Annotated in this window: 23 protein-coding genes; 12 read left to right on the plus strand and 11 right to left on the minus strand. The window is 72.9% G+C overall.

All coding sequences use genetic code 11. The annotated features are described in order from the left end of the window. Positions 1 to 219 precede the first annotated feature (219 nt). Entirely contained in the window at positions 220 to 387 is a 168-nt protein-coding gene (locus ACFV57_RS30595) for a DUF3117 domain-containing protein (protein WP_003985072.1), read from the plus strand. 195 nt (positions 388 to 582) lie between these two features. On the opposite strand, the gene ACFV57_RS30600 is transcribed toward ACFV57_RS30595, so the two are convergent. Continuing rightward, the gene (locus tag ACFV57_RS30600) at positions 583 to 1,266 is read right to left on the minus strand and encodes an O-methyltransferase (protein WP_385238844.1); all 684 of its coding nucleotides are present in this window, start codon (positions 1,264 to 1,266) and stop codon (positions 583 to 585) included. A gap of 276 nt (positions 1,267 to 1,542) precedes the next feature. On the opposite strand from ACFV57_RS30600, the gene sigE reads away from it, so the two are divergent. From sigE to ACFV57_RS30625, 5 genes are all read left to right on the plus strand, one after another. Then, positions 1,543 to 2,232, plus strand: coding sequence for an RNA polymerase sigma factor SigE (gene sigE / locus ACFV57_RS30605; RefSeq protein WP_385238846.1), 690 nt, complete (start codon positions 1,543 to 1,545; stop codon positions 2,230 to 2,232). Then, complete coding sequence (locus tag ACFV57_RS30610; protein WP_385238848.1) at positions 2,229 to 3,248, plus strand: anti-sigma factor family protein; 1,020 nt, start codon at positions 2,229 to 2,231, stop codon at positions 3,246 to 3,248. The genes sigE and ACFV57_RS30610 overlap by 4 nt, the downstream gene beginning before the upstream one ends. A gap of 127 nt (positions 3,249 to 3,375) precedes the next feature. Beyond that, on the plus strand, positions 3,376 to 5,532 hold the full coding sequence (locus ACFV57_RS30615; RefSeq protein ID WP_385238850.1) for a trypsin-like peptidase domain-containing protein: 2,157 nt from the start codon (positions 3,376 to 3,378) through the stop codon (positions 5,530 to 5,532). Between the two features lie 148 nt (positions 5,533 to 5,680). Further along, positions 5,681 to 6,190, plus strand: coding sequence for a sec-independent translocase (locus ACFV57_RS30620; protein ID WP_385238852.1), 510 nt, complete (start codon positions 5,681 to 5,683; stop codon positions 6,188 to 6,190). A gap of 127 nt (positions 6,191 to 6,317) precedes the next feature. Further along, a complete protein-coding gene (locus ACFV57_RS30625; RefSeq protein WP_385238854.1) occupies positions 6,318 to 7,013 on the plus strand; it encodes a hypothetical protein in 696 nt (231 codons plus the stop codon). 101 nt (positions 7,014 to 7,114) lie between these two features. Here ACFV57_RS30625 and ACFV57_RS30630 read toward each other — a convergent pair whose 3' ends face one another. From ACFV57_RS30630 to ACFV57_RS30640, 3 genes are all read right to left on the minus strand, one after another. Continuing rightward, positions 7,115 to 8,275, minus strand: coding sequence for an Mrp/NBP35 family ATP-binding protein (locus ACFV57_RS30630; protein ID WP_385238856.1), 1,161 nt, complete (start codon positions 8,273 to 8,275; stop codon positions 7,115 to 7,117). Positions 8,276 to 8,384: 109 nt separating this feature from the next. Further along, on the minus strand, positions 8,385 to 8,975 hold the full coding sequence (locus ACFV57_RS30635) for a DUF1003 domain-containing protein (protein ID WP_385238858.1): 591 nt from the start codon (positions 8,973 to 8,975) through the stop codon (positions 8,385 to 8,387). After that, positions 8,965 to 10,314 carry a magnesium transporter MgtE N-terminal domain-containing protein gene (locus ACFV57_RS30640; RefSeq protein WP_385238860.1) on the minus strand — a complete coding sequence of 450 codons (1,350 nt, stop codon included), beginning with the start codon at positions 10,312 to 10,314 and terminating at the stop codon, positions 8,965 to 8,967. Before ACFV57_RS30640 ends, ACFV57_RS30635 begins: the two co-directional genes overlap by 11 nt. A 280-nt stretch (positions 10,315 to 10,594) precedes the next feature. Here ACFV57_RS30640 and ACFV57_RS30645 point away from each other — a divergent pair, with 280 nt between their 5' ends. Continuing rightward, on the plus strand, positions 10,595 to 11,389 hold the full coding sequence (locus ACFV57_RS30645) for a hypothetical protein (RefSeq protein WP_385238862.1): 795 nt from the start codon (positions 10,595 to 10,597) through the stop codon (positions 11,387 to 11,389). 101 nt (positions 11,390 to 11,490) lie between these two features. On the opposite strand, the gene ACFV57_RS30650 is transcribed toward ACFV57_RS30645, so the two are convergent. The 4 genes from ACFV57_RS30650 to ACFV57_RS30665 all read right to left on the minus strand — a co-directional run bounded on the left by ACFV57_RS30650 (position 11,491) and on the right by ACFV57_RS30665 (position 14,717). Beyond that, positions 11,491 to 12,057 (minus strand): hypothetical protein, encoded by a 567-nt coding sequence (locus ACFV57_RS30650; RefSeq protein ID WP_385238864.1) that lies wholly within the window; start codon positions 12,055 to 12,057, stop codon positions 11,491 to 11,493. 38 nt (positions 12,058 to 12,095) lie between these two features. Continuing rightward, complete coding sequence (locus ACFV57_RS30655) at positions 12,096 to 12,560, minus strand: MarR family winged helix-turn-helix transcriptional regulator (RefSeq protein WP_385238866.1); 465 nt, start codon at positions 12,558 to 12,560, stop codon at positions 12,096 to 12,098. 96 nt (positions 12,561 to 12,656) lie between these two features. After that, a complete protein-coding gene (locus ACFV57_RS30660) occupies positions 12,657 to 13,370 on the minus strand; it encodes a DJ-1/PfpI family protein (protein ID WP_385238868.1) in 714 nt (237 codons plus the stop codon). Positions 13,371 to 13,589: 219 nt separating this feature from the next. Further along, positions 13,590 to 14,717, minus strand: coding sequence for a magnesium and cobalt transport protein CorA (locus ACFV57_RS30665; RefSeq protein ID WP_385238870.1), 1,128 nt, complete (start codon positions 14,715 to 14,717; stop codon positions 13,590 to 13,592). Between the two features lie 508 nt (positions 14,718 to 15,225). On the opposite strand from ACFV57_RS30665, the gene ACFV57_RS30670 reads away from it, so the two are divergent. Continuing rightward, positions 15,226 to 15,822, plus strand: coding sequence for a suppressor of fused domain protein (locus ACFV57_RS30670; protein ID WP_385238872.1), 597 nt, complete (start codon positions 15,226 to 15,228; stop codon positions 15,820 to 15,822). 112 nt (positions 15,823 to 15,934) lie between these two features. Here the strand turns inward: ACFV57_RS30670 and ACFV57_RS30675 are convergent, their stop codons facing one another. Then, the gene (locus ACFV57_RS30675) at positions 15,935 to 17,200 is read right to left on the minus strand and encodes an MFS transporter (protein WP_385238874.1); all 1,266 of its coding nucleotides are present in this window, start codon (positions 17,198 to 17,200) and stop codon (positions 15,935 to 15,937) included. A 234-nt stretch (positions 17,201 to 17,434) separates the two neighbouring features. On the opposite strand from ACFV57_RS30675, the gene ACFV57_RS30680 reads away from it, so the two are divergent. The 3 genes from ACFV57_RS30680 to ACFV57_RS30690 all read left to right on the plus strand — a co-directional run bounded on the left by ACFV57_RS30680 (position 17,435) and on the right by ACFV57_RS30690 (position 19,989). Then, positions 17,435 to 18,073, plus strand: coding sequence for a DUF6758 family protein (locus ACFV57_RS30680; protein ID WP_385238876.1), 639 nt, complete (start codon positions 17,435 to 17,437; stop codon positions 18,071 to 18,073). Between the two features lie 179 nt (positions 18,074 to 18,252). Further along, complete coding sequence (locus ACFV57_RS30685; protein ID WP_385238878.1) at positions 18,253 to 19,107, plus strand: PHP domain-containing protein; 855 nt, start codon at positions 18,253 to 18,255, stop codon at positions 19,105 to 19,107. Positions 19,108 to 19,383: 276 nt separating this feature from the next. Next, complete coding sequence (locus tag ACFV57_RS30690; RefSeq protein WP_385238880.1) at positions 19,384 to 19,989, plus strand: MarC family protein; 606 nt, start codon at positions 19,384 to 19,386, stop codon at positions 19,987 to 19,989. 121 nt (positions 19,990 to 20,110) lie between these two features. Here the strand turns inward: ACFV57_RS30690 and ACFV57_RS30695 are convergent, their stop codons facing one another. Next, entirely contained in the window at positions 20,111 to 20,263 is a 153-nt protein-coding gene (locus ACFV57_RS30695; protein WP_003985759.1) for a hypothetical protein, read from the minus strand. A gap of 212 nt (positions 20,264 to 20,475) precedes the next feature. Between ACFV57_RS30695 and ACFV57_RS30700 the strand changes: the two genes are divergently transcribed. Further along, positions 20,476 to 21,420, plus strand: a complete 945-nt coding sequence (locus ACFV57_RS30700) for an NYN domain-containing protein (RefSeq protein ID WP_385238882.1) — start codon at positions 20,476 to 20,478, stop codon at positions 21,418 to 21,420. Between the two features lie 88 nt (positions 21,421 to 21,508). Here ACFV57_RS30700 and ACFV57_RS30705 read toward each other — a convergent pair whose 3' ends face one another. Beyond that, positions 21,509 to 22,366 carry an alpha/beta fold hydrolase gene (locus tag ACFV57_RS30705; RefSeq protein WP_385238884.1) on the minus strand — a complete coding sequence of 286 codons (858 nt, stop codon included), beginning with the start codon at positions 22,364 to 22,366 and terminating at the stop codon, positions 21,509 to 21,511. Between the last annotated feature and the right edge of the window lie 114 nt (positions 22,367 to 22,480).

Below are 22,480 nucleotides of genomic sequence, written 5' to 3' on the forward strand. Positions count from 1 at the left end.
TCAAACGACCGGCGAGGACCGGACGCCGGACGATGGCGAAGTATCGCAGCCCACTCCCCGAATTGGGTGGTTTTGCGAGAGCGCGTTGCCGAAGGGATGCTCCCCGATGTTGGTCATCGGGTCGTGCGATGCGGGATAATGGCCTGGAAGCAATGTGTTCGATGCCGGTGACACCTGGGTTGTCGGCTGCGTGAGCTGGTTTCAGGAAGGGGAACGAGCATGGCGGCCATGAAGCCGCGGACGGGCGACGGCCCGCTCGAGGTGACCAAGGAGGGGCGGGGCATCGTCATGCGCGTTCCGCTCGAAGGCGGCGGTCGACTCGTCGTCGAGCTGACTCCCGACGAAGCCAAGGCCCTGGGCGAGGCCCTGGAGAAGGTCACCGTCTGACAGGGCAGCCGCCCTGATGCTGCGGTTTCCCGGGGCTGACCCCTGGACCCCAGCCGAATACCCGGGCCCCGGTGGGTGCCACGTGAACGCGTGGCGCCCACCGGGGCCGCGTTCGTTGCCGGGCGACTGGTCCGCGGGTGCGGTGGTTTTGCCGTACGGTCCGACGGGGGCCGCCGTACGCACCCCGGCCCGCGGTCAACCACGCTTGACGGCGCACAGCAGGCCGTCGCCCACCGGCAGCAGGGACGAGATCACCACGTCGCTCTCGCGCAGCGTCCGCAGCAACTCCCGCAGGCGCAGTACCTCGGCGGGCTGCGCGGCCGAGTCGACCGTGCGGCCGTCGGCGAAGACGCCCTCGAAGCACACCAGGCCGCCGGGGCGTAGCAGCCGCAACGATTCAGCGAGATAGTCCAGGCACTCCATGCGGTCGCCGTCGCAGAAGACGAGGTCGTAGCCGCCGTCGGCGAGCCGGGGCAGGACGTCCAGGGCGCGGCCGGGGATGAAGCGCGCGCGGTTGCCGGCGAAGCCCGCCTCCCGGAACGCCTGCTTCGCGAACTGCTGCCGCTCCGGTTCCAGGTCGACCGTCGTCAGGACGCCGTCCGGCCGCATACCGTGCAGGAGGTAGATGCCCGACACTCCCGTGCCGGTGCCGATCTCGGCGACCGCCTTGGCGTCCGCCGTGGCGGCGAGCAGCCGCAGCGCGGTGCCGGTGCCCGTGGAGACCGCCCGGATGCCCGCTTCCCGCGCCCGGTCGCGGGACCAGTGCAGGGCGGCGTCGGCCTGGTCGTCGACGGTTCCGGCGCCGTACGCCTCGGCGAATGCCAAGCTCGTCTGCCGGTTGCCGGTAATGGCCCTCTCCTGTCCCCGTAGTTGACGCAACCGTGACTGTATCCGCTGCGTGCGGGAACCCGCAGATGGGACCGGGCGTTGAAGCACTGCAGGGGGGATGCATCGGTGAAGACCCAGCGAGATGTGCGGCATGACGCGAGGCCAGACCAAAAGCAGGTCAAATATGCTTATCCGGAGCTAACGGGCGAGGTGGATATGGTAGGGGCTCTACTGGACACCACCAGAGCCACCAGGGGAGGTGCGGCTGCGGCGGGTGACCGATGGGCGCGCAGGCGCTTCAGGCGGTCGGTCGTCGAGCCGAAATCCGTGACAGACACCGCTGACCGTTCCCGCTCCCACGGCCTCAAGGGTAGGGGAGGGGCCTTCGACACCGCTACGACAGCGACGTTCGCCGCCGACGCGGATGCGCAGGCCTGGACCCCGCCCAGCTGGGAGGAGATCGTCAGCACCCACAGCACGCGGGTCTACCGTCTCGCCTACCGCCTCACGGGCAACCAGCACGACGCCGAGGATCTGACGCAGGAGGTGTTCGTCCGCGTCTTCCGCTCGCTGTCGACGTACACCCCCGGCACCTTCGAGGGCTGGCTGCACCGCATCACGACCAACCTCTTCCTGGACATGGTCCGCCGCCGCCAGCGCATCCGCTTCGACGCACTCGGTGACGACGCGGCCGAGCGGCTCCCCAGCCGCGAGCCCTCCCCGCAGCAGCATTTCAACGACACCCACTTCGACGCCGACGTGCAGCAGGCGCTGGACACCCTCGCGCCCGAGTTCCGCGCCGCCGTGGTGCTCTGCGACATCGAGGGCCTGTCGTACGAGGAGATCGCCGCCACCCTCGGCGTCAAGCTGGGCACGGTCCGCAGCCGCATCCACCGTGGCCGTTCCCACCTGCGCAAGGCGCTCAAGCACCGCTCCCCGGCGGCGCGCGCCGAGGAGCGCGAGCGCGAGCAGCGGACGCTCACTTCGGTCACTACAGGGGAGGTCGGAATCGCGTGAGCGGTACAGGCGGTCCGTCCCCCGCCGAGCATCATCTCGGCGACCGCCTCGCGGCTCTGGTCGACGGGGAGTTGGGGCATGACGCGCGCGAGCGGGTGCTCGCGCATCTCGCTACGTGTGGAAAGTGCAAGGCGGAGGCCGACGACCAGCGCCGGCTGAAGAGTGTTTTCGCGGCGACGGCACCCCCCGGCCCGTCCGAGGGGCTGCTGGCGCGCCTTCAGCAGCTGCCCGGAGGTGATGCCGACGGCTCCGGAAGTCGGCTGGGCGGCGGCAGCTTCGGCAGCGGCGCCTTCGGTGGTGACTTCGCCGAGGGCGGTGAGTTCGAGGCGGGCGGCGGTTCGTTCCGGTATGTCCCGTCCGGCAGTCATGCGGTCGCCGGAGTGCCCCAGCAGCCGCGTTCGCGCGGCTTCCGTATCCACGAGCCGGCCCGGCCCGCGCCGCAGCGCCGCCGGTTCGCCTTCGCCGCGGCGGGCGCGGTCTCCCTGGCGGCGTTCGCGCTCGGCGGCGCGCTGCCCCTGGAGGCCGCGGTCGACACCCCGAGCGGCCGCGCCGACGGCACGGGCAGCCAGATGACGCCGCTCAGCGCCACCCCCGGCCCGGTCGGCCCGCCAGGCCCGCCCGGTATGACCCGCGGCGAGGCCCTGCTGTACGCGACCAGCCACCCCTGGTCGGGGTCGTTGCCCGGCGCGGGCCCCACCCTGGAGCCGGCCCCGAGTTCGCTGGGCCTGACGGGCCCGTCGGCGGCCGCCGCCCGCCCCTCGCCGTCGCTGCCCGTATCCCAGGCCGCCCTCCTGTCCGACGGCCAATCGGGCCTGCCCGCGCTGACGCTCCAGACCGGCCGGCTCATGCCGTACCACCCCGCCCAGGGCACCGCCCCCGACCCGCTCTCCGACGCCCGCGCCGTGGGCCCGTACCCGCCGTCCGCGGATGCCGGACGCTCCCTGGCCGGGACCGCGGCGCCGGCCGGCCCCGCCTCCCGGGAGGCGATGACCGCCCACGGTCCCGCCGAGCGCTGACCGGGCCCTGCGCGAGGCCGCGCGGACCTGGTTGAATCGCTGTCCGGGCGGCGTTCCCTTGCCGGGGCGCGCCGTTGGCGAGGTGGCGCTGTCCGCGTGACACAGCGGGCGTACTGGTGGGGAGAACATGGACGAGGGGACGGCCGCCGGGCCGAAGCGGAACTGGTGGAGCCGGCCGGGGCAGCGGCCCGCGGAGCCGGCGGCGGAGCCGTCCGCCCCGCCCGAGCCCGCGGCGCCCGGAACCGAACGGTTCGCCGCGACACGAGAGTTCGCGGCCCCGGGCGCCGGTGCGGGCGGTGCCGCGCCCGCCGGGCCGGAGGAGGCCGCCGCGGCCGGTCAGCGAGCCGGTCAGCAGACGGGCCGGCAGTCCGGGCCGTCCGGAGGGCCGGTCGATGCTTCCGGCAGCGCGCCCGGCGCCCCCACGGGCACCGCGCCCGGCGTGGGCTCCGGCGCACCACAGCTCCCCGCGCCGCCCGCCGTCCCGCCGCGGCAGCAGCCGCTGCACGCCCAGGACCCGTACGGCACGCCTCCGTACGGCGACCCCGGGCCGTGGGCCCCCGCGCCGCCGGTACAACACCCGACGGCCACCCCGGCGCACGGCGCTGGGCTCCCGCCGCAGAACCCGGGCGCCGCCCCGCAGGGCGCCATGCCGCCCGCCGACCAGCAGTACGGCACCGGCGCGCCCGTACCGCCGCCCCAGCAGCCGTACCCGGCCCCACACCCGTACCCGTCCCAGCCGCAGCCCCCTGCGGCCCCGGGGCAGCCGCACGAGACCTCCGCCCGTACGCCGATGCCACAGGCCGAGCCGCCGTCCGCCCCCGCACAGCCGGGGCACGCCCTGCCCGCGCCGCAGGCCCCGGCCGGGGCGGCCCCGCCGTCCGGCACGGACACCGTCCTGCTGGCTCCCGGCGACGGCGCCCGGCTGCCCGCCGTGTCGCACGAGACGTCCGGCGGCACCCCGCTCCCGCCCGAGGCGCACGGCGGGCCACACCCGGGAGCGCCCCACCCGCAGCCCGTACCGCCCGGCCCGGAGCCGCAGCCGGGCGCAGCCGCGGGCCACCAGCAGGCCGAGGCGCCGGGCCACTGGCAGCAGTACGACCCCTGGCACGCCCCGCAGCACGGCGCGGCGATGCCCCTGGGCACGCCGCCCCCGCCCCCGACGGACGCCCGGCGCAGCCGCCGCGGCGCGCTCACCGCCGGCGCGGTGGCCCTGGCACTGGTGGCCGGCGGTATCGGCGGCGGCGTCGGCGCGTACATCGAGCGCAACGGCGGCCTCACCGCCATCGAGCTGCCGCAGGACACCGGCGACAAGGGCGGCCGCAAGCCGGACAGCGTCGCCGGCATCGCGCAGGCGGCCCTGCCGAGCGTGGTCACCCTGCACGTGCGCGGCAACTCCGAGCAGGGCACCGGCACCGGCTTCGTCCTCGACAAGCAGGGCCACATCCTCACCAACAACCATGTCGTCGAGCCGGCCGGCACCGGCGGCGAGATATCGGTCTCCTTCAGCGGCGGCGAGACGGCCAAGGCCAAGGTCATCGGCCGGGACGGCGGCTACGACCTGGCCGTCGTGCAGGTCCAGGGCGTCTCCGGGCTGCGCCCGCTGGCGCTCGGCGACTCCGACTCCGTACGGGTCGGCGACCCCGTCGTGGCCATCGGCGCCCCGTACGACCTCGCCAACACCGTCACCGCCGGCATCATCAGCGCCAAGCAGCGGCCCATCACCGCGGGCGGCAAGAAGGGCGACGGCAGCGACGTCTCGTACGTGGACGCCCTGCAGACCGACGCCCCGATCAACCCGGGCAACTCCGGCGGCCCGCTGGTCGACTCCCGGGCGCGGGTGATCGGCATCAACAGCGCCATCCGCGCGGCCGACAACTCGGGCGGCGGCCTGGAGGGCGGCGGCCAGGGCGGCAGCATCGGCCTGGGCTTCGCCATCCCGATCAACCAGGGCAAGTGGGTGGCCGAGGAGCTGATCAACAAGGGCAAGGTCATGCACCCGGTGATCGGCGTCACACTGGAGATGGAGTACGCGGGCGACGGCGCGCGGGTCAGCTCCAGGAGCAAGGACGGCGGCGCGCCCGTCACCCCCGGCGGCCCGGGCGCCAAGGCGGGCATCAAGCCGCAGGACGTGATCACCAAGGTCGACGGGCAGCCCGTGCACAGCGGCGAGGAGCTGATCATCAAGATCCGCAGCCACCGGCCGGGGGACCGGCTGAACCTGACCCTGCGGCGGGCCGGCAAGGAGCAGACCGCGCAGCTCACCCTGGGCGCCGCCGCCCAGTGACGAGCGTTTGCACGGTGTTGGGGCGGGCGACTCCCGTCGGACGCCCCGGGCCAGGTACCGTGATAGGCGGCCTGGCCCATAGGCCCGACACGTCCCCCTAGGTCCCCCTGGGACCCGGTAGGCCACGGATTACCCAAGGAGCTGCAAGGTGTTCTTCGACATAGGACCCCTAGAGCTGGTCGCGCTCGTCATCCTTGCGGTACTGATCTTCGGGCCGGACAAGTTGCCCAAGGTGATCTCGGATGTCATGAGCTTCGTGCGCAAGGTCCGCGCGTTCTCGGACAACGCCAAGGAGGACATCCGCAGCGAGCTGGGCCCGGAGTTCAAGGACTTCGAGTTCGAGGACCTCAAGCCGAAGAACTTCGTGCGCAAGCACGTGCTGGAGAACGACCAGTACGGCCTTCAGGAGATCCGTAACGGCTTCGACCTGAAGAAGGAGATGGCCGAGGTCACGGACGCGGTGCACGGCACCGACAGCGCCGCGGCGCACGGCACCGACAGCGCCCCTTCCGCCGACCGGGGGTCCGCGTCCCGGGTGAGCTTCGCCAAGGACACCCCGGCGGGTTCGAACGGCGGGTCCGCCGCGCCGGACATGTTCAAGAAGGGCGCGAAGCCCTCGGGGACCGAGCGCCCGCCGTTCGATCCCGATGCCACCTGACTCGTCTTATGCAAGCCTTATGCCCGCTGGTGTTGACCGGGTTGACTATGCTCCCCGTGTCCGGGGTGAGGACGCCTGAGGGGGGCGGGCCGCCCACGACGCAGGGCAACTAGGAGGCTCCGCGCAGATGGAGACGACGAGTCGGGCAGGAGTTCAGGCGGTCACCGCCGACGCCGGACGGAAGGTCGACGGCTATCTGTCGGCCGCTTTCCCGTGGTACGGACTCGACGACGCGTTCACCGGCCCCCGCTGGCTGCTGCAGGTCGGCGCGGCCGCGGACGGCACGGTCGAGCACGGTGCGACCGGCCACGGCCAGGAGCCCACGATAAAGGTGGAGACCACACCGGAGTCGGAGCGGTTCGCGGTCGTGGTGACCGTCGCCAGCCGGCCCGTGCGGCGCAGCGCCGACGGTACGGGCGTCCTGGACGCCACCTCCACCGCCACGGCGGCCTGGCTCGCCGGGTCCGGCCTGCTGTCGCGCACCTGGCCGACGCAGATGGACCGCACCCTCCGCCAGGACTGGCTCGACCAGCAGACGATGCTCGCCTGGGAGCTGGCGGACGACCTCGGCGGCGAGGGCTGGAGCGCCCTGACGCTGCCGGTGGACGGCGTACCGACGCCGTTTCGCTACCGCGAGTCGGAGTACGGCTGGGTGCTGGCCGGCTCGGCGGGCGACGGCCCCGGCGGCGTGCACATCGGCGCGTACGGGCGCGGCATGAGCGCGTACGGCCTGGGCTTCGCGGTGGTCAAGGACATCGCCGCGTACGAGAGCGGCGGGAGCCGCACGCGGCCGGCGCGGCCGGAGGGCGTGACGGCGGACTGAGCGCCGCCTGCCGCGCGGCGTGAGCGGGCGTACGACGAAGGGGCGAGCCCACCGGGCCCGCCCCTCCGCACGTTCCGGACGCGCGGCGCGTCCGGTGCGTCTCAGAACTTGTTGCGCGGCGTGATCCCCAGCGACATGCCCGACAGGCCGCGCTGCCGGCCGCCCAGCTTGCCCGCGATGGCGCGGATCGCCGCGCCGGCCGGGGACTCCGGGTCGGTCAGCACGACCGGCCTGCCCTCGTCGCCGCCCTCGCGCAGCCGTACGTCGATCGGGATCGCGCCCAGCACCGGCACCTGCGTGCCGGTCGTCTTCGTCAGGCCCTCGGCGACCCGCTCGCCACCGCCGGTGCCGAACACGTCCACCATCTCGTCGCAGTGCGGGCAGGGCAGCCCGGACATGTTCTCCACCACGCCGACGATCTTCTGGTGGGTCTGTACGGCGATGGAGCCGGCCCGCTCGGCGACCTCGGCGGCGGCCTGCTGCGGGGTCGTGACGACCAGGATCTCCGCGTTCGGGACCAGCTGCGCCACCGAGATGGCGATGTCGCCGGTGCCCGGGGGCAGGTCGAGCAGCAGGACGTCCAGGTCGCCCCAGTACACGTCGGCCAGGAACTGCTGGAGCGCGCGGTGCAGCATCGGGCCGCGCCAGACCACCGGGGCGTTGCCCGGGGTGAACATGCCGATGGAGATCACCTTCACGCCGTTGGCCGACGGCGGCATGATCATGTTCTCGACCTGGGTGGGACGGCCGTCCGCGCCCAGCATCCGGGGCACCGAGTGGCCGTAGATGTCGGCGTCCACCACACCGACCTTCAGACCGTCGGCCGCCATCGCCGCGGCCAGGTTCACCGTCACCGACGACTTGCCGACGCCGCCCTTGCCGGAGGCGACCGCGTACACCCGGGTCAGCGAGCCCGGCTTGGCGAACGGCACCTCGCGCTCGGCGGTGCCGCCGCGCAGCGAGGACGCCAGCTCCTTGCGCTGCTCGTCGCTCATCACGTCCAGCTCGACCGCGACCCCGGTCACGCCCTCGACGCGCGACACGGCGTCCCGCACGTTCGAGGTGATCGTCTCGCGCATCGGGCAGCCGGCGACCGTCAGGTAGACCGCCACCGCGACCGCGCCGTCCGCCGCGATCTCCACCGATTTGACCATGCCCAGTTCGGTGATGGGGCGGTGGATCTCGGGGTCGTTCACCGTGGCGAGCGCGGCGCGGACCGCGTCCTCGCTGGGCGCTGCGCTTCGGGGGGTGTCGGTAGCCATGCTCCAAGACTACGGCGCCGAAGGGGGCCTCCGGAAAGGCCGGTGGGCGGTCGTGTTCGTCACTCCCGGTACCGCCCGCGCGGCCGGTCCGGCCCTCGCTCCGTCCGCGCTACTCCCGGCCGCGGCTCTCCTGCTCGCTCTCCGCGTCCACCATCTGACGCAGCTCCAGCTCCTTCATCATGTCCTGGAGTTCGGAGCGGATCCAGTCGCGGGTGGCCACCTCGCCCAGGCCCAGCCGGAGCGCCGCCACCTCCCGGGTCAGATACTCGGTGTCGGCGATGGCCCGCTCGTTCTGCTTGCGGTCCTGCTCGCGGGTGACCCGGTCCCGGTCGTCCTGCCGGTTCTGCGCGAGGAGGATCAGCGGGGCCGCGTAGGACGCCTGCAGCGAGAGCATCAGCGTCAGGAAGATGAACGGGTACTTGTCGAAGCGCAGATGATCGGGCGCGGCGATGTTCCAGATGATCCACAGCACGATGATCACCGTCATCCAGACGATGAACCGGCCGGTCCCCAGAAAACGGGCGATCTTCTCCGACAGCCGCCCGAACGCCTCCGGATCGTACTCCGGCAGCAGCCCCCGGCGCCGCGCGCGCGGCTGGTCCAGGCGCACCCGGGGGCGCCCGCCGCCCAGGCCGGGCCCGGACGCCGTGCTCAGCGCCCGCGCACGCTCCTTCACACCGTCCCGTTCCTCAGCGCCCATCGTCCGGCTCTCCCTCCCGGTCCGCCGCCGCGCCCGGCGGGCCGTGCATCTCCGCCTCACGCCAGTCGTCGGGCAGCAGGTGGTCCAGTACGTCGTCCACGGTCACCGCGCCCAGCAGGGAGCCGCTCTCGTCCACGACCGGCGCCGCCACCATGTTGTAGGTCGCCAGGTAGCTGGTCACCTCGTTGAGCGGGGTACCCGGCGGCAGCGGCGGCAGATCGGTGTCCGCGACGGAACTGACGAGCGTGAACGGCGGATCGCGCAGCAGCCGCTGGAAGTGCACCAGGCCCAGGTACTTGCCGGTCGGCGTCTCGTCCGGCGGCCGGCACACGTACACCTGCGCCGCCAGCGACGGCGACAGGTCCGGGTCGCGCACCCGGGCCAGCGCGTCCGCGATCGTCGCGTCCGGCCGCAGCACGATCGGCTCGGTCGTCATCAGACCGCCCGCGGTGCGCTCCTCGTAGGCCATCAGGCGCCGTACGTCCGCCGCGTCGTCCGGCCGCATCAGGCCGAGCAACCGTTCCTTCTCCTCCTCCGGCAGCTCGGAGAGCAGGTCGGCGGCGTCGTCCGGGTCCATCGCCTCCAGGACGTCGGCGGCCCGCTCCTCCTGGAGCTTGCCCATGATCTCGACCCGGTCGTCCTCCGGCAGCTCCTCCAGGACGTCCGCCAGCCGGTCGTCGTCCAGCGCCGCGGCAACCTCGCCGCGCCGCTTGGGCGTCAGATGGTGCAGGGCGCTGGCCAGGTCCGCCGGGCGCAGCTGCTCGAAGGTGGCGAGCAGGTTCTCCGCGCCCTGTCCGTGCTCCTCCAGCGAGAACCCGGTCACCGCCGACCAGTCCACGGTGAGGACCTCTCCCGCCCGTCGCCCACCACCACCCTTCGCAGGAGGCGCTTCGCGCCGCAGAAATCGATTGCGCAGTGCCCCGCCCTTCCCCTTCCGTACGAAGACCTTGTCGATCTCCCAGTCGCGGCGGGCCGGCAGCTGGATGATGCCGATGTCCAGGACGGTGGCCTCCTCGCCCGTCTCGACCAGGTTCACCCGGCGGTCCAGCAGCTCACCGAGGACCAGGGTCTCCGAGGCGCGCTGTTCGAAGCGCCGCATGTTCACCACGCCGGTGGTGATGACCTGGCCGGACTCCACGCCCGTCACCCGCGTCATCGGCAGGAAGATCCGGCGGCGGCTGATGACCTCGACGACCAGGCCCAGCAGCCGGGGCGGCCGGCCGCCGACCCGCAGCATCGCGACCAGGTCACGGACCCGGCCGACCTGGTCGCCGTTGGGGTCGAAGACGGCGATGCCCGCGAGGTGGGAGACGAACACCCGGGGGGTGACCACCGCCATGCCGAGTGCCTCCGCTTCCGTTGCGCCGCGCCGTGGCGGGCCACCGCGGTTCCGGGCGGCCGCGCCCACTGGTTCCTGGCGTTGCGTGTTGCCGCTTTCGCGCAGGTAAAGCCCCCCGCGGAAGCCTGATCCGGAATCAGGCTAACGTGCGCCGTCCGGCGCCGCCCCGGCGGGAAGGGCCGTACGGTGTCCACCGCGCACTCCGCCGTACGACGTGCACGGGCCCGGGTACGCTGCCGTACTGCCGTCGAGGTCGTCCGCATCAGGAGGCAGAACCGTCGTGACCGCATTCCCCTCGGCAGGCCCCGCCGGGACCTGCTCCCGCCGCCCGGACGTACCCCGGCGCAGGCGCGGCCCGGCGCTGACGGCGGCGGTGTGCGCGGTGCTCGCCGGGGCGCTGGCGGGATGCGCCGCGGAGGACCCGGACGCCGGCACCAACGGGGTGGGCAAGCTGCCCGCCGACAAGATCCAGGCCAAGGCCCGGGCGGCCGCCCGCGCCGCCGGAACGGTACGGCTCTCCGGCAACCTCGTCAGCCAGGGCCGCACCTACAAGCTGGACATGCGGCTCGGGCCGCAGGGCGCCCGGGGCGAGCTCGCCACCAAGGCGGCCACCTTCCAGCTGCTGCGCGTCGGCGGCGCGCTCTACCTCAAGGCGGACGCCGGGTTCTGGGCCCGCGAGAAGAGCGCCAACCCTGCACCGAACGACGAGGCGTCCGCCGCCAAGCTGGTCGGCAAGTACGTGAAGGTGCCGTCCACCGACCCCGTCTACAAACGCTTCAGCGGCTTCACCGACAAGGGCGTCCTGCTCGACAGCCTCCTCGGCCTGCACGGCAAACTCGCCACCGGCGAACGCGGCACCCTCGACGGCACCCGCACCATCCGCATCGCCGCGGGCCAGGGCGCGGGCGGCACCCTCGACGTCTCCCTGGAGGGCGAGCCCTACCCCCTGCGCCTGCGCCGCGCGGGCGACGCGGGCGAGGTACGGCTCGGTGACTGGGGGCAGCCGGTGGAAATACAGGCGCCCAAGGAGAGCCAGGTCATCGACTACGGCAAGCAGATCACGATCGGCGACTAGACCGGCGAACGGGGCTCGCCGGCCGGGGGAGCGGACAGGGGCGCGCGCCGTCCGGGACCGTTCGGCCGGGTCGCCCCGCTTGCCCGGAACGCCCAGCCCCCTCAGCGGCTCCGCTTGCGGCGCAGGAGTTTGGGGAGGGCCGCCGGAATGGGGCGGCGCGTGGTGGCCGGGCTCGGGAGGGGGCGGGCGGCCCGGGAGGCGTCGTCGAAGGCCGTGTGGGCCGTCGCGTCCGTGACCGGCTCCAGGCGCAGCACGCGGCACTCGCGCGCCCAGCGCCGCGGCATCGTCTCCGCGTCGGGGGCGTTGAGCCGCTTGCCCTTGAGGTCTTCCACGGCGGCCTGCCACGCCTCGCCGTCCGGGGTCAGCTCGGTGACCCGGGCCTGCCAGCCGACCAGCCGGCCGCCCTTGTCCTTGCTGCGTACGGTGACGGTCGCGGTGCTGCCGTCGAGGAGGCCGAGGTCGTGCAGCGGCTGTTCGGCGGCCGGGCCGGCGGACCGCTGCGCACCGTCGGAGCCCGCGCCCACCACGCACGCGGCACCGTCGTGCCAGACGTGCCACAGGGCCCGCGCCGGGCCGGTGGTGCCCTGCACCCAGATGAGGCCGGACTTCTTCGTGGCCTCTTCGATGAGCGCGCGGTCCAGCAGCTTCTGCGACACGGTCTCCGTCATGGGGCCAGCCTAATGGGGGTGCGGCAGGGTCCGGGGACCTACTCGGGCCGCAGGGCGGCCGGGGACCCCAGGGCGGCCGGGGCCCCCAGGGCGCGTCGGCAGGCTTCGTCCAGCGCCGCTTTCCGGTCCGGCCCGGAGTCCGCGAGGAACTCCTCGTCCAGCTCGGACACGATGCCCCGGGCCCGGGAGAGCAGCGCGCGGCCCTCTTCGGTCAGCTCCAGCCGCGCGCGGTGCCCCTGCCCCCGCAGGTTGCGCTCCACCGCCCCCAGTTCCTCCAGCATCAGGACGGTGGCGCGCATGCTCTGGCTCGTGACGCCCACCCGGCGGGCCAGGTCGCTGTACGACAGCTCCGCGTCGCGGGAGATGTGCCCGAGCGCCCCGAACAGCCGCACGGACAGGCCGATGCCGGCGAGCCGCGTTTCCAGCTGCTCGTGCAGGCGCCGTCCGGTGGCGATCACCAGCATGACGGTCGACAGCGCGCTCTCCGGCACCTTGCTGCTCACCTGTGACTCTCCCTACCGATGCCGACGCGTACCGGACGCTCTCGGTATCAGTGTCCCAGGCCGCCGGGCTCCGGTGATCGGGTCCGCGGCGCCCGGTCAGCCCTGCGGCACCGGGACGCCGAGCCGCTCGGCCGCCCGCTCCGAGACCTTCCGGAAGGGAGCCTTCATGCCGGCCGTCATGGCGTCCACCGTCCCGGCCAGCTCGGGGCCGGCCAGCTCCGGTGTGCCGACCCCGAACAGGGGCTTGGGCGCGTACTCCATGTTCAGTTCGGCCAGGCGCGCGGCGTCGGTGCCGCGCAGGTCCTGGATCAGCCGCAGGGCGACCTCGAAGCTGCCGGTGGCCGGGCCGGCGGTGATGCGGTTGCGGTCCTCCACGACACGGTTGGTCGGTACCGGCGTCGCGCCGTAGTAGGGCAGCAGGTCGTACGCGTGGAAGTTGGTCGTGGCCCGGTAGCCGCGGAGCAGACCGGCCGCCCCCAGCAGCAGGCTGCCGGCGCAGATGCCCGCGATCCACTTCGCGCGGGCGCCCCGGTCGGCGAGGAAGGCCAGCGTCTCGGCGTCCTCCAGGATCTCGGGGGGCGTGGCCCCGGCGCACAGGACGTCCAGGTCGGCCGGGCAGTCCTCGAAGGTGGTGGTCGCCCGGGTGGGGAACTGGGGGAAGCCCGGGATCTCGTCCAGGTTCTTCCAGACGAGGTGCACGTTCACCTCGGGCAGGGTGCCCAGGGCCGTGTGGAGGCCGATGATGTCGACCGGCATGTAGCCGGGGCACACCAGGATCGCGATGTCGAGCTTGCGCTGGTCGTCGGTCATGTTCCTTCTTCTCCCTGCCTCGTCGGGACTTGCAGCCAAGCTACAAGCCTGGCTGTAAGTCGGGGATAAGGAGGGCAGGGGGAGGCGGCGCCGGGGTGCGTCGTGTCGCGTCGTGGGCGCGTGAGGGGGTGGGTGGTTGCCGGCTCCGGACCGGCGGCCGTCGGCTCCGGCCCGGGGTGTCAGGTCACGGTCCGGGCGGACCGCCCGGACCGCCCGGTGTCACAGCCAGCCGTTGCGCTTGAAGCCGCGGTGGATGCCGAAGCAGATGCCGACCGTGACGAGCAGGACGAGCGGGTAGCCGTACTTCCACTTCAGCTCGGGCATGTACTCGAAGTTCATGCCGTAGATGCCGGCGATCATCGTCGGTACGGCGAAGATCGCCGCCCACGAGGTGATCTTGCGCATGTCCTCGTTCTGCGCCACCGTCGCCTGCGCCAGATTGGCCTGCAGGATCGAGTTGAGCAGGTCGTCGAAGGAGAGCACCTGCTCGTTGACCCGGGCCAGGTGGTCGGCCACGTCCCGGAAGTACTTCTGGATGTCGGTGTCGACCAGCCGCATCGGCCGCTCGCTGAGCACCTGCATGGGCCGCAGCAGCGGCGACACGGCCCGCTTGAACTCCAGTACCTCGCGCTTGAGTTGGTAGATCCGCCCGGCGTCGCCGCCCTTTGGCGAACCCTTGCCCGCGCCGCCCTTGCCGTCCGATCCGGAGCTGAAGACGTCGATCTCGACCTCGTCGATGTCGTCCTGCATCGCGCCGGCCACCGCGATGTAGCCGTCCACGACCTGGTCGGCGATGGCGTGCAGCACCGCCGACGGACCCTTGCCCAGCAGCTCGGGGTCGTCCTGGAGGCGGTGGCGCAGCGCGCGCAGCGAGCCCTGGCCGCCGTGCCGCACGGTCACGATGAAGTCCCGGCCGGTGAAGCACATGACCTCGCCGGTCTCCACCACCTCGCTGGTGGCGGTCAGCTCCGCGTGCTCGACGTAGTGGACCGTCTTGAAGACGGTGAACAGGGTGTCGTCGTAGCGCTCCAGCTTGGGCCGCTGGTGGGCGTGGACCGCGTCCTCCACGGCCAGCGGGTGCAGCCCGAACTCCCGTGCGATCTCCGCGAATTCCGCCTCGCTGGGCTCGTGCAGCCCGATCCAGGCGAAGCCCCCGTCGCCGCGCACGCCCGCCATCGCCTCGGACGGCGTGACGTGATCGCTGACGCGCCGCCCGTCCCGGTAGACACCGCAGTCCACGATGGCGCTGTTGGTGCGCGCCGCGTTGCGCGGATCGGTCTCGTACGGGGAGTCCTTTCGGCCCCGGGAGGGTCGGACGGCGGCACGCAGGTCGCGGATCATCGACATGGGCAGGCTCCTTCACGGGCCGGCCGCCAGCCGCGGGCGCGCGGCGTAACGCTGCCCGGAACGTGGACGTACGAGTCGGCGCTGGCCGTACGTCCGCAAAGCGGGCGGCGCTCCGTGCGCAGGTCTGACGGCAGTTCGCAGAAAACACGGAAACGAGAGTCGAAGGCGCTCTTCCGTCATCTACTTCCGGCGCAAGGGCACTTCACGGGTTTCACCGCGGACGGCGGGGGTACGGAAGTCCCTGGATCAGATAAGCCACTGGGCGCGCTGGGGGATGACAGGAGAACTGTCGGTACTGCACGGTCGACTTGGATCCACCGCAGCCCCACCTCCTCCGGCCGGTCCCCGCTGGGGGACGACGTCATTCCCTGACCAGACGGCAAGGCTATCAGCCGTCCGAACCGATCCGGCGCGCCTTTGCCCGTTCCATACGAACGGCCGTCGGCCGCGGCCGGGCCCCTCGCCGGGCGGCGTCGGCCGGGCATCGCCCCGGGCCTATGCTCGCGGCATGTCTGACGTTCTTGAGCTGGTCGAAGCCCGTCTGCGCACGACGCTGGGCGAGCCGGACGCGCGCGCCGCCGTCACCTTTCTCGGTACCGACCGTATCGAGGTCCTGCGCTTCACCGGCGGCGGCCCGGACGGCGATCTGGTGCGCTACGTCACCCTCGGAATGTCCGACCGTCCGATGACCGACCCCACGGCGGTGCTGGCCGATCCGCTGCGCGGTCCGCGCGCCGAACTGGTGCTGTCGGTGAAGGCGGGCCGCGCCGACACCGCCAAGGTGCTGCGGCCGCTCGCCGTCCTCGCCGCTTCTCCGCAGGTCGAGGGCGTGATCGTGGCGCCGGGGGCGTCGCTGGACGTGGGGGAGCCGCTGTGGCCGGGCGCGCCGTTCACGTCCGTACTGGTCGCGGAGCCCGGCGGGCTGGTGGCGGACCTGGAGCTGGACGAGCCGCTGGACCCGGTCCGCTTCCTGCCGCTGCTGCCGATGACGCCCAACGAGGCCGCCTGGAAGCGGGTGCACGGGGCCGAGGCGCTGCGGGAGCGGTGGCTCACGAGCGGTACGGACCTGCGCGATCCGCTGCGTACGGGCGTGGCCCTGACGTAGGCGTGACACGCGGGCGGGGGGCGGGGGCGTCGTACCGCCGTGGTCCGCGTACGGGGGTATGGCGGTACGACGCGCCCGTACACGGACGCGCCGTACCGCCCACGGAAACCCGTCAGTTGGCGAAGGCGGACACGCCGTCCTCGGTGGCGTGCCGCGGCTCCAGCTCGGTGGCCCGCAGGGTGAGCGCCCGACGGCGTACGGCCACGATGCCCGCGCCGGCGAGCGCCGCCAGGGCCGCGACCACGAACGGGATGTGGATGTCCGTCCACTCCTCGATCTTCGGCGCCAGGAACGGCGCCGCCGCCGCGGCGAACCAGCGCACGAAGTTGTAGCCCGCGCTCGCCACCGGCCGGGGCGCGTCGGAGACGCCGAGCGCCAGCTCCGTGAAGACGGTGTTGTTCAGGCCGATGAAGGCGCCGGACAGGATCGTGCAGACGACGGCGGTCGTGTGGCCGCCGTACCCGAGGACGAGGAGGTCCGCGGCGAGCAGCACCAGCGAGCCGCCCAGGACCTTCAGCGACCCGAAGCGCTCCTGGAGGCGCGGCGCCACCAGCACGGAGAAGACGGCGAGCAGCACGCCCCAGGCGAAGAAGACCCCGCCGGACTTGTACGGGCTCATGTTCAGCACGAAGGGCGTGAAGGCCAGCACCGTGAAGAACGCGTAGTTGTAGAAGAACGCAGAGACGGCGGCGGAGGCCAGCCCGCCGTGGCCGAGAGCCTTGATCGGGTCCAGCAGAGAGGTCTTGCGGGCCGGCCGGGGCTGTTCCTTGAGGAAGACCGTGATGGCGATGAAGCCGATGGCCATCAGGACGGCGGTGCCGAAGAACGGGTAGCGCCACTTCATGTCGCCGAGGACCGCGCCGAGCAGCGGCCCGCAGGCCATGCCGAGGCCGAGCGCCGACTCGTACAGCAGGATCGCGGCGGCGCTTCCGCCGGCCGCGGCGCCGACGATCACGGCGAGCGAGGTGGAGACGAACAGGGCGTTGCCGAGGCCCCAGCCGGCCCGGAAGCCGACCAGTTCGCCCACCGAGGAGGACGTGCCGGACAGGGCCGCGAAGACCACCACGAGCGCCAGCCCGGCGAGCAGCGTCTTACGGCCGCCGATCCGGCTGGAGACGAAGCCGGTGACCAGCATCGCGACCGCGGTGATCAGGAAGTAGGAGGTGAACAGCAGGGAGACCTGGCTGTTCGAGGCGTGCAGGCCCTTGGCTATGGAGGGCAGGATCGGGTCGACGAGGCCGATGCCCATGAAGGCGACGACCGAGGCGCCCGCGGTGGCCCAGACGGCCATCGGCTGGCGCAGGATGCTGGTGCCGCCCTCGTCGAACGGATCGTCTCCGGCGCCGCCGCTGTGGCCGCTCTTGCCGTGTGCCGACATGCCGTAGTCCCCTTTCTCCGGTTCCCGCGCCGGATTCCCGCTCCGGTCGCGGGCGGCGTGACCGCGCGTCCGCCGTGCCGGGTGCGTCCGCTGAAACGTTGCTGTTTGCACATAATAAGTTAGCCGCGCTAAAGAATGCAAGCTACAACTACATCGGGCGGGAAGGCCGGACCGGGGCGCCGGATGGGTGATCGTCCTTGACGCGGCGCCCGGCCGGGAGGACCGTAAAGGTCTATGAGGGGCGAACCCAGTTGCCCGAAGTGCGGTGGCCGGGTGCGGGCGCCCGGTCTCTTTGCCGACTCCTGGCAGTGCGGCGTGCACGGCACCGTGCATCCTCTGCAACCGGTCGTCCCACCCAGCGTCGAAGCGCTGGCCGTGGTCGTACGCCGCGCCCGGGTGCCGGTGTGGATGCCGTGGCCGCTGCCCGTCGGCTGGCTGTTCACGGGCGTGGCCTGCGCCGGGGACGACCGCAGCGGCGGGCGGGCCACCGCTGTGGCCTGCTCGGGACCCGGCCCGCTCGGCGGTCCCGGCGAACTGCTGCTGATCGCGGAGGAGCTGGGGGTCGGCCTCGGCGCGCGGTACGCGGGCATCGACGGCCCCGACCCGGGCCCGCACATGTGCGTCAACAAGCCGCCGCACGTGAAGGTGCTCGCCGCTGGACGCCCGACGCCGCTCTGGCACGTCGAAGGGGCGCCCGAGGACCGCGCGGTCTTCGCCGGGGAGGCGCGCGGGCTGTGGCTGTGGGCGGTGGTCTGGCCCGCCGAGTCGGGACTGCTGCTCTACGACGAACTGGTGCTGACCGACCTGCGGGACGCGGGTGCCGAGGTCGATCTGCTGCCTTGCGGGGCGCTGTCGCCGCGGTTGCTCACGTAGGACGGGCCGGGGCGTACGGGCGGGGCCGGGGCGGGTCCGCCGTGGGCGGCGGTCGGGCGGCCGGCGGTCGGCCGGATGTGACGGGAGCCGCGCGGCTGTGTGTTCGAGGGGCCGGTGGGCGGCCGGTATCCTTCTGATGTCCCCCTGGCCGGCCCCGCAGCAGTCTGGAGTTCAGCGTCGTGCGCATCGATCTGCACACCCACTCCACTGCTTCCGACGGTACGGACACCCCCGCCGAGCTGGTGCGCAACGCCGCGGCCGCCGGGCTGGACGTCGTCGCGCTGACCGACCACGACTCCGTGGGCGGCCATGCCGAGGCGCGGGCCGCGCTGCCGGCGGGACTCACCCTGGTCACCGGCGCCGAGCTGTCCTGCCGCGTCGGCGGCGTGGGGATGCACATGCTGGCGTACCTCTTCGACCCCGACGAGCCCGAGCTGCACCGCGAACGCGAACTGGTCCGCGACGACCGGGTGCCGCGCGCCCGGGGCATGGTCGACAAGCTCCGGGAACTGGGCGTCCCGGTCACCTGGGAGCAGGTGGCGCGGATCGCCGGGGACGGCGCGGTGGGCCGGCCGCACGTCGCCGCCGCGATGGTGGAACTGGGCGTCGTCGAGACCGTCTCCGACGCCTTCACGCCGCAGTGGCTCGCCAATGACGGCCGCGCCTACGTCGACAAGCACGAACTGGACCCGTTCGACGCGATCCGGCTGGTCAAGGCCGCGGGCGGAGTGACCGTCTTCGCCCACCCGCTGGCGGTCAAGCGCGGACAGGTGGTCCCCGAGAGCGTCGTGGCCGAGCTGGCCGCGGCCGGGCTGGACGGCATCGAGGTGGACCACATGGACCACGACGACGCCACGCGGGCCCGGCTGCGCGGCCTCGCCGCCGACCTCGGCCTGCTGACCACCGGCTCCAGCGACTACCACGGCAGCCGCAAGACCGTCGCGCTCGGCGAGTACACCACCGACCCCGAGATATACGGCGAGATCGTGCGCCGCGCGACCGGTGCCTTCCCCGTTCCCGGCGCGGGCGGCTGACCCGTACCGCGCTCCGGCCGGCGGGCGGGTCCCGCTCCGGCCGGGTGGGTGCCGGATGCCGGGTGCCGGACGGGCGTGACCGCGCTCCGGTCGGCGGCCGTCCGTTCCGCCGCGCCCGGCCCGGTCCGTAAGCGCCCGCTCGCACGCCCGCGCTCGTACGCGCCTGCGCACCAGCCTGTTCCCTACGCGCTCCCCGCGCCCCCACGCACTCCCCGTACGCACTCTCTCCCCGTAGTTCTTCTGCTCTCTCGTACCACCTCCCGCAAGGCCATCACTGTGTTCGACTTCGCTGTCTTCAGCACCCTCTTCGTCACCCTGTTCGTGATCATGGACCCACCCGGGATCATCCCGATCTTCCTCGCGCTCAGTTCCGGCCGTCCCGCCAAGGTGCAGCGGCGGATGGCCTGGCAGGCGGCCACCGTCGCCTTCTGCGTCATCGCCGTCTTCGGTCTGTTCGGCGAGCAGATTCTCGGCCGGCTGCACATCACCCCGCCCGCGCTGATGATCGCGGGCGGGCTGCTGCTCCTGCTCGTCGCGCTCAGCCTGCTGACCGGCAAGTCGGAGCAGCCGACCCAGACCAAGGACGTCAACGTGGCGCTGGTGCCGCTCGGGATGCCGCTGCTGGCGGGGCCGGGCGCGATCGTCTCGGTGATCCTCGCGGTGCAGCACGCGGACGGGATCAAGGGGGAGCTGTCGGTGTGGGCGGCGATCGCCGCCATCCATGTCGTGCTCTACCTCGTGATGCGCTTCTCGCTGGTGATCATCCGGGTGATCAAGGACGGCGGAGTGGTGCTGGTGACCCGGCTGGCCGGAATGATGCTCTCCGCGCTCGCGGTCCAGCAGATCATCAACGGAGTCATGCAGGTGGTGCACGGCGCCTGACCGGGAAGCAGGCCCGGCCGGCCCCGGACACGCGAAGCGCCCCGCGCGAAGGGATTCGTGCGGGGCGCTCCGTGCGCCGGACATGACGCGCGTTATGCGTGCATGAGTGACGCGGCGTGAGTCATCGGGCGGCGGTGTCGGCTGGGCGGATGTAGATGCGCTGGCCGACTGCGGCGGCCTGCTGCACGATCCGGTTGACGGAGGCGGCGTCCACGACGGTGCTGTCCACGGCGGTGCCGTCGACATCGTCCAGGCGCATGATCTCGAAGCGCATAACGGCTTCTCCCTTCGTCTGATCCTCCTGCGGAGAACTTTGCTGTTGTACGGGGGGCACGCGGGGCGACGGTGCCCTGCGTTCCCAGTGGGTACAACGACATGCTGCCTGCAATCATTCCCTACGCTAAAGAAAATTTTCGGCCGTCTAAATACTGGCGGGTAGTGAGAGCGGTTGTGCGCGCTGAGTGACCGGCCGGACAATGGGCCCGTATGAACGACGACCTCCGGTCCACCGGCACCCCGCCCGACCTCGCCGCCGTGCTCGCGGGCATCGAGCGCACCAACGAGCTGCTCACGCGGGTGCTCGCCGAGGTCGCCACCACCCCGTCCACGCACGCGGCCTTCGTCGACGCCGGCTATGTCTACGCGGCCGCCGGACGGCTGGTCGCCGGCACCGAGGACCGCAAGGCCTTCGAGCTGGACGCCGAGGGCCTCATCGAGGCGTTCATCGACAGGGCGCGCATGATCTTCCCGGACAGCCGGCTGCTGCGTGTGTACTGGTACGACGGCGCCCGGCGCCGCATCCACACCACGGAACAGCAGCGCGTCGCCGAGCTGCCCGACGTCAAGGTCCGGCTCGGCAACCTGAACGCCAACAACCAGCAGAAGGGCGTCGACTCGCTGATCCGCTCCGACCTGGAGTCGCTCGCCCGGCACCGCGCCATCAGCGACGCGGTCCTCGTCGGGGGCGACGAGGACCTGGTCTCGGCGGTGGAGGCCGCGCAGGGCTACGGCGCCCGGGTCCACCTGTGGGGCATCGAGGCGGTCGGCGGGCGCAACCAGGCCGAGCCGCTGCTGTGGGAGGTCGACAGCCAGCGCACCTTCGACCTGGAGTTCTGCAAGCCGTACGTGACCCGGCGGGCCGTCGTCCACGACCACGGGGACCCGGCGGCCGACGGCAACGGCGGCGGCAGCGCACCCACGCGCGACGAGGTCCGCTTCATCGGCGCACGGGTCGCCGCGCGCTGGCTGGCCGAACGCGGCGTCCCCTGGGTCACCGAGCTGCTGCCCGGCCACCCGTATCTGCCCGGCGCCGTCGACCAGGAACTGCTCACGGCCGCCGAGGCGCTGCTGCACCACTCGCTGCGCGGGCACGCGGACCTGCGGCGGGCGCTGCGGGACGGCTTCTGGGATCACGTGCAGGCGCAGTGCTAGCCGCGTGGGCGCACGGAAGGCCGGGCGGGCGCGCCGACGGCTTCTGTGGCGTACGGGAGCGGTGGGCGCCCGCTCGCACGCCCCGGGCTCAGCCGGTGCTGTGCCAGAACTCCGCGAGCGCCGCCGCCGTCTCGGCCGGCCGTTCGGCGTTGGGGGAGTGTTCCGTGCCCGCGACGACCGTACGGCGCGCGCCCAGCCGTCCGGCCATCGAATCCATCTCCGACACCGGCCAGACGTAGTCGACGGTGCCCGACACGACGTGCTTGGGCAGCGGCACGGCGGCCAGCTCCGCCACCCGGTCCGGCTCCGTCAGCATCTGCCGCCCGGTGGCCGTCAGCTGCTGCGGGACGGTGTTCATCCAGCGCCGGTGGAGGAACGCGCCGATCTCCGGCGGGGTGGCCGCGTCCTCGGCCTCCGGCGGGTCGAGTTCGCGCATGGCCAGCCACACCGCCTGCATGTCCAGCGTCCCGAGGGCGTCGATGAGCATCCGTACGCGGGCCTGCTGGGCCGCGCAGATGGCGGCCGGACCCGAACTCATGACGGTCAGGGAACGGAAGAGCGCGGGGGCGCGCAGCACGGCGGCGCGGGCGACCAGGCCACCGAAGGAGTGCCCCAGCAGGTGCACCGGACCGGCGTCCAGGGCACGGGCCTGGGCGAGTACGTCCTCGGCCAACTCGCCCTTGGCGTAGGCGGATTCATCGCGCGGGCCGGGGGTCTCGTGCTGGCCGCGGCTGTCCAGGGCCACCACCCGGAACCCCGCGGCGGCCAGTGGCTCCAGGAGGGCGATGAAGTCCTCCTTGCTGCCGGTGAAGCCCGGTACGAGCAGCGCGGTCCCGGCCGGTGGCCCGTCGGGGCGGGCGTCGTGGGCGGCGAACTCGCCGCGCTCGGTGACGAGTCGGCGCGCGCGGGCGCACGGGGGCAAGGTGAGGGTCGGCGGCTTGCTCATGAGATGAGGCTATCCGGGGGCGCGGACGGCTGACCCGCGCGGGCGCACACGCCGACGGCCCGGCCCCCGCACACGCGGGAACCGCGCCGTCGGCGCGGTCGGGATCAACCCTCG

Origin of the sequence: Streptomyces sp. NPDC059788 (genome assembly GCF_042732265.1) — a bacterium.
Lineage (GTDB): Bacteria > Actinomycetota > Actinomycetes > Streptomycetales > Streptomycetaceae > Streptomyces.

Coding starts and splice junctions, on each gene's coding strand:
- ACFV57_RS30630 (WP_385238856.1), bottom strand. CDS start 8,275: ATGGCTACCGACACCCCCCGAAGCGCAGCGCCCAGCGAGGACGCGGTC.
- ACFV57_RS30595 (WP_003985072.1), top strand. CDS start 220: ATGGCGGCCATGAAGCCGCGGACGGGCGACGGCCCGCTCGAGGTGACC.
- ACFV57_RS30695 (WP_003985759.1), bottom strand. CDS start 20,263: ATGCGCTTCGAGATCATGCGCCTGGACGATGTCGACGGCACCGCCGTG.
- ACFV57_RS30670 (WP_385238872.1), top strand. CDS start 15,226: ATGTCTGACGTTCTTGAGCTGGTCGAAGCCCGTCTGCGCACGACGCTG.
- ACFV57_RS30700 (WP_385238882.1), top strand. CDS start 20,476: ATGAACGACGACCTCCGGTCCACCGGCACCCCGCCCGACCTCGCCGCC.
- ACFV57_RS30640 (WP_385238860.1), bottom strand. CDS start 10,314: ATGGCGGTGGTCACCCCCCGGGTGTTCGTCTCCCACCTCGCGGGCATC.
- ACFV57_RS30615 (WP_385238850.1), top strand. CDS start 3,376: ATGGACGAGGGGACGGCCGCCGGGCCGAAGCGGAACTGGTGGAGCCGG.
- ACFV57_RS30625 (WP_385238854.1), top strand. CDS start 6,318: ATGGAGACGACGAGTCGGGCAGGAGTTCAGGCGGTCACCGCCGACGCC.
- ACFV57_RS30650 (WP_385238864.1), bottom strand. CDS start 12,057: ATGACGGAGACCGTGTCGCAGAAGCTGCTGGACCGCGCGCTCATCGAA.
- ACFV57_RS30675 (WP_385238874.1), bottom strand. CDS start 17,200: ATGTCGGCACACGGCAAGAGCGGCCACAGCGGCGGCGCCGGAGACGAT.
- ACFV57_RS30705 (WP_385238884.1), bottom strand. CDS start 22,366: ATGAGCAAGCCGCCGACCCTCACCTTGCCCCCGTGCGCCCGCGCGCGC.
- ACFV57_RS30660 (WP_385238868.1), bottom strand. CDS start 13,370: ATGACCGACGACCAGCGCAAGCTCGACATCGCGATCCTGGTGTGCCCC.
- ACFV57_RS30680 (WP_385238876.1), top strand. CDS start 17,435: ATGAGGGGCGAACCCAGTTGCCCGAAGTGCGGTGGCCGGGTGCGGGCG.
- ACFV57_RS30665 (WP_385238870.1), bottom strand. CDS start 14,717: ATGTCGATGATCCGCGACCTGCGTGCCGCCGTCCGACCCTCCCGGGGC.
- ACFV57_RS30635 (WP_385238858.1), bottom strand. CDS start 8,975: ATGGGCGCTGAGGAACGGGACGGTGTGAAGGAGCGTGCGCGGGCGCTG.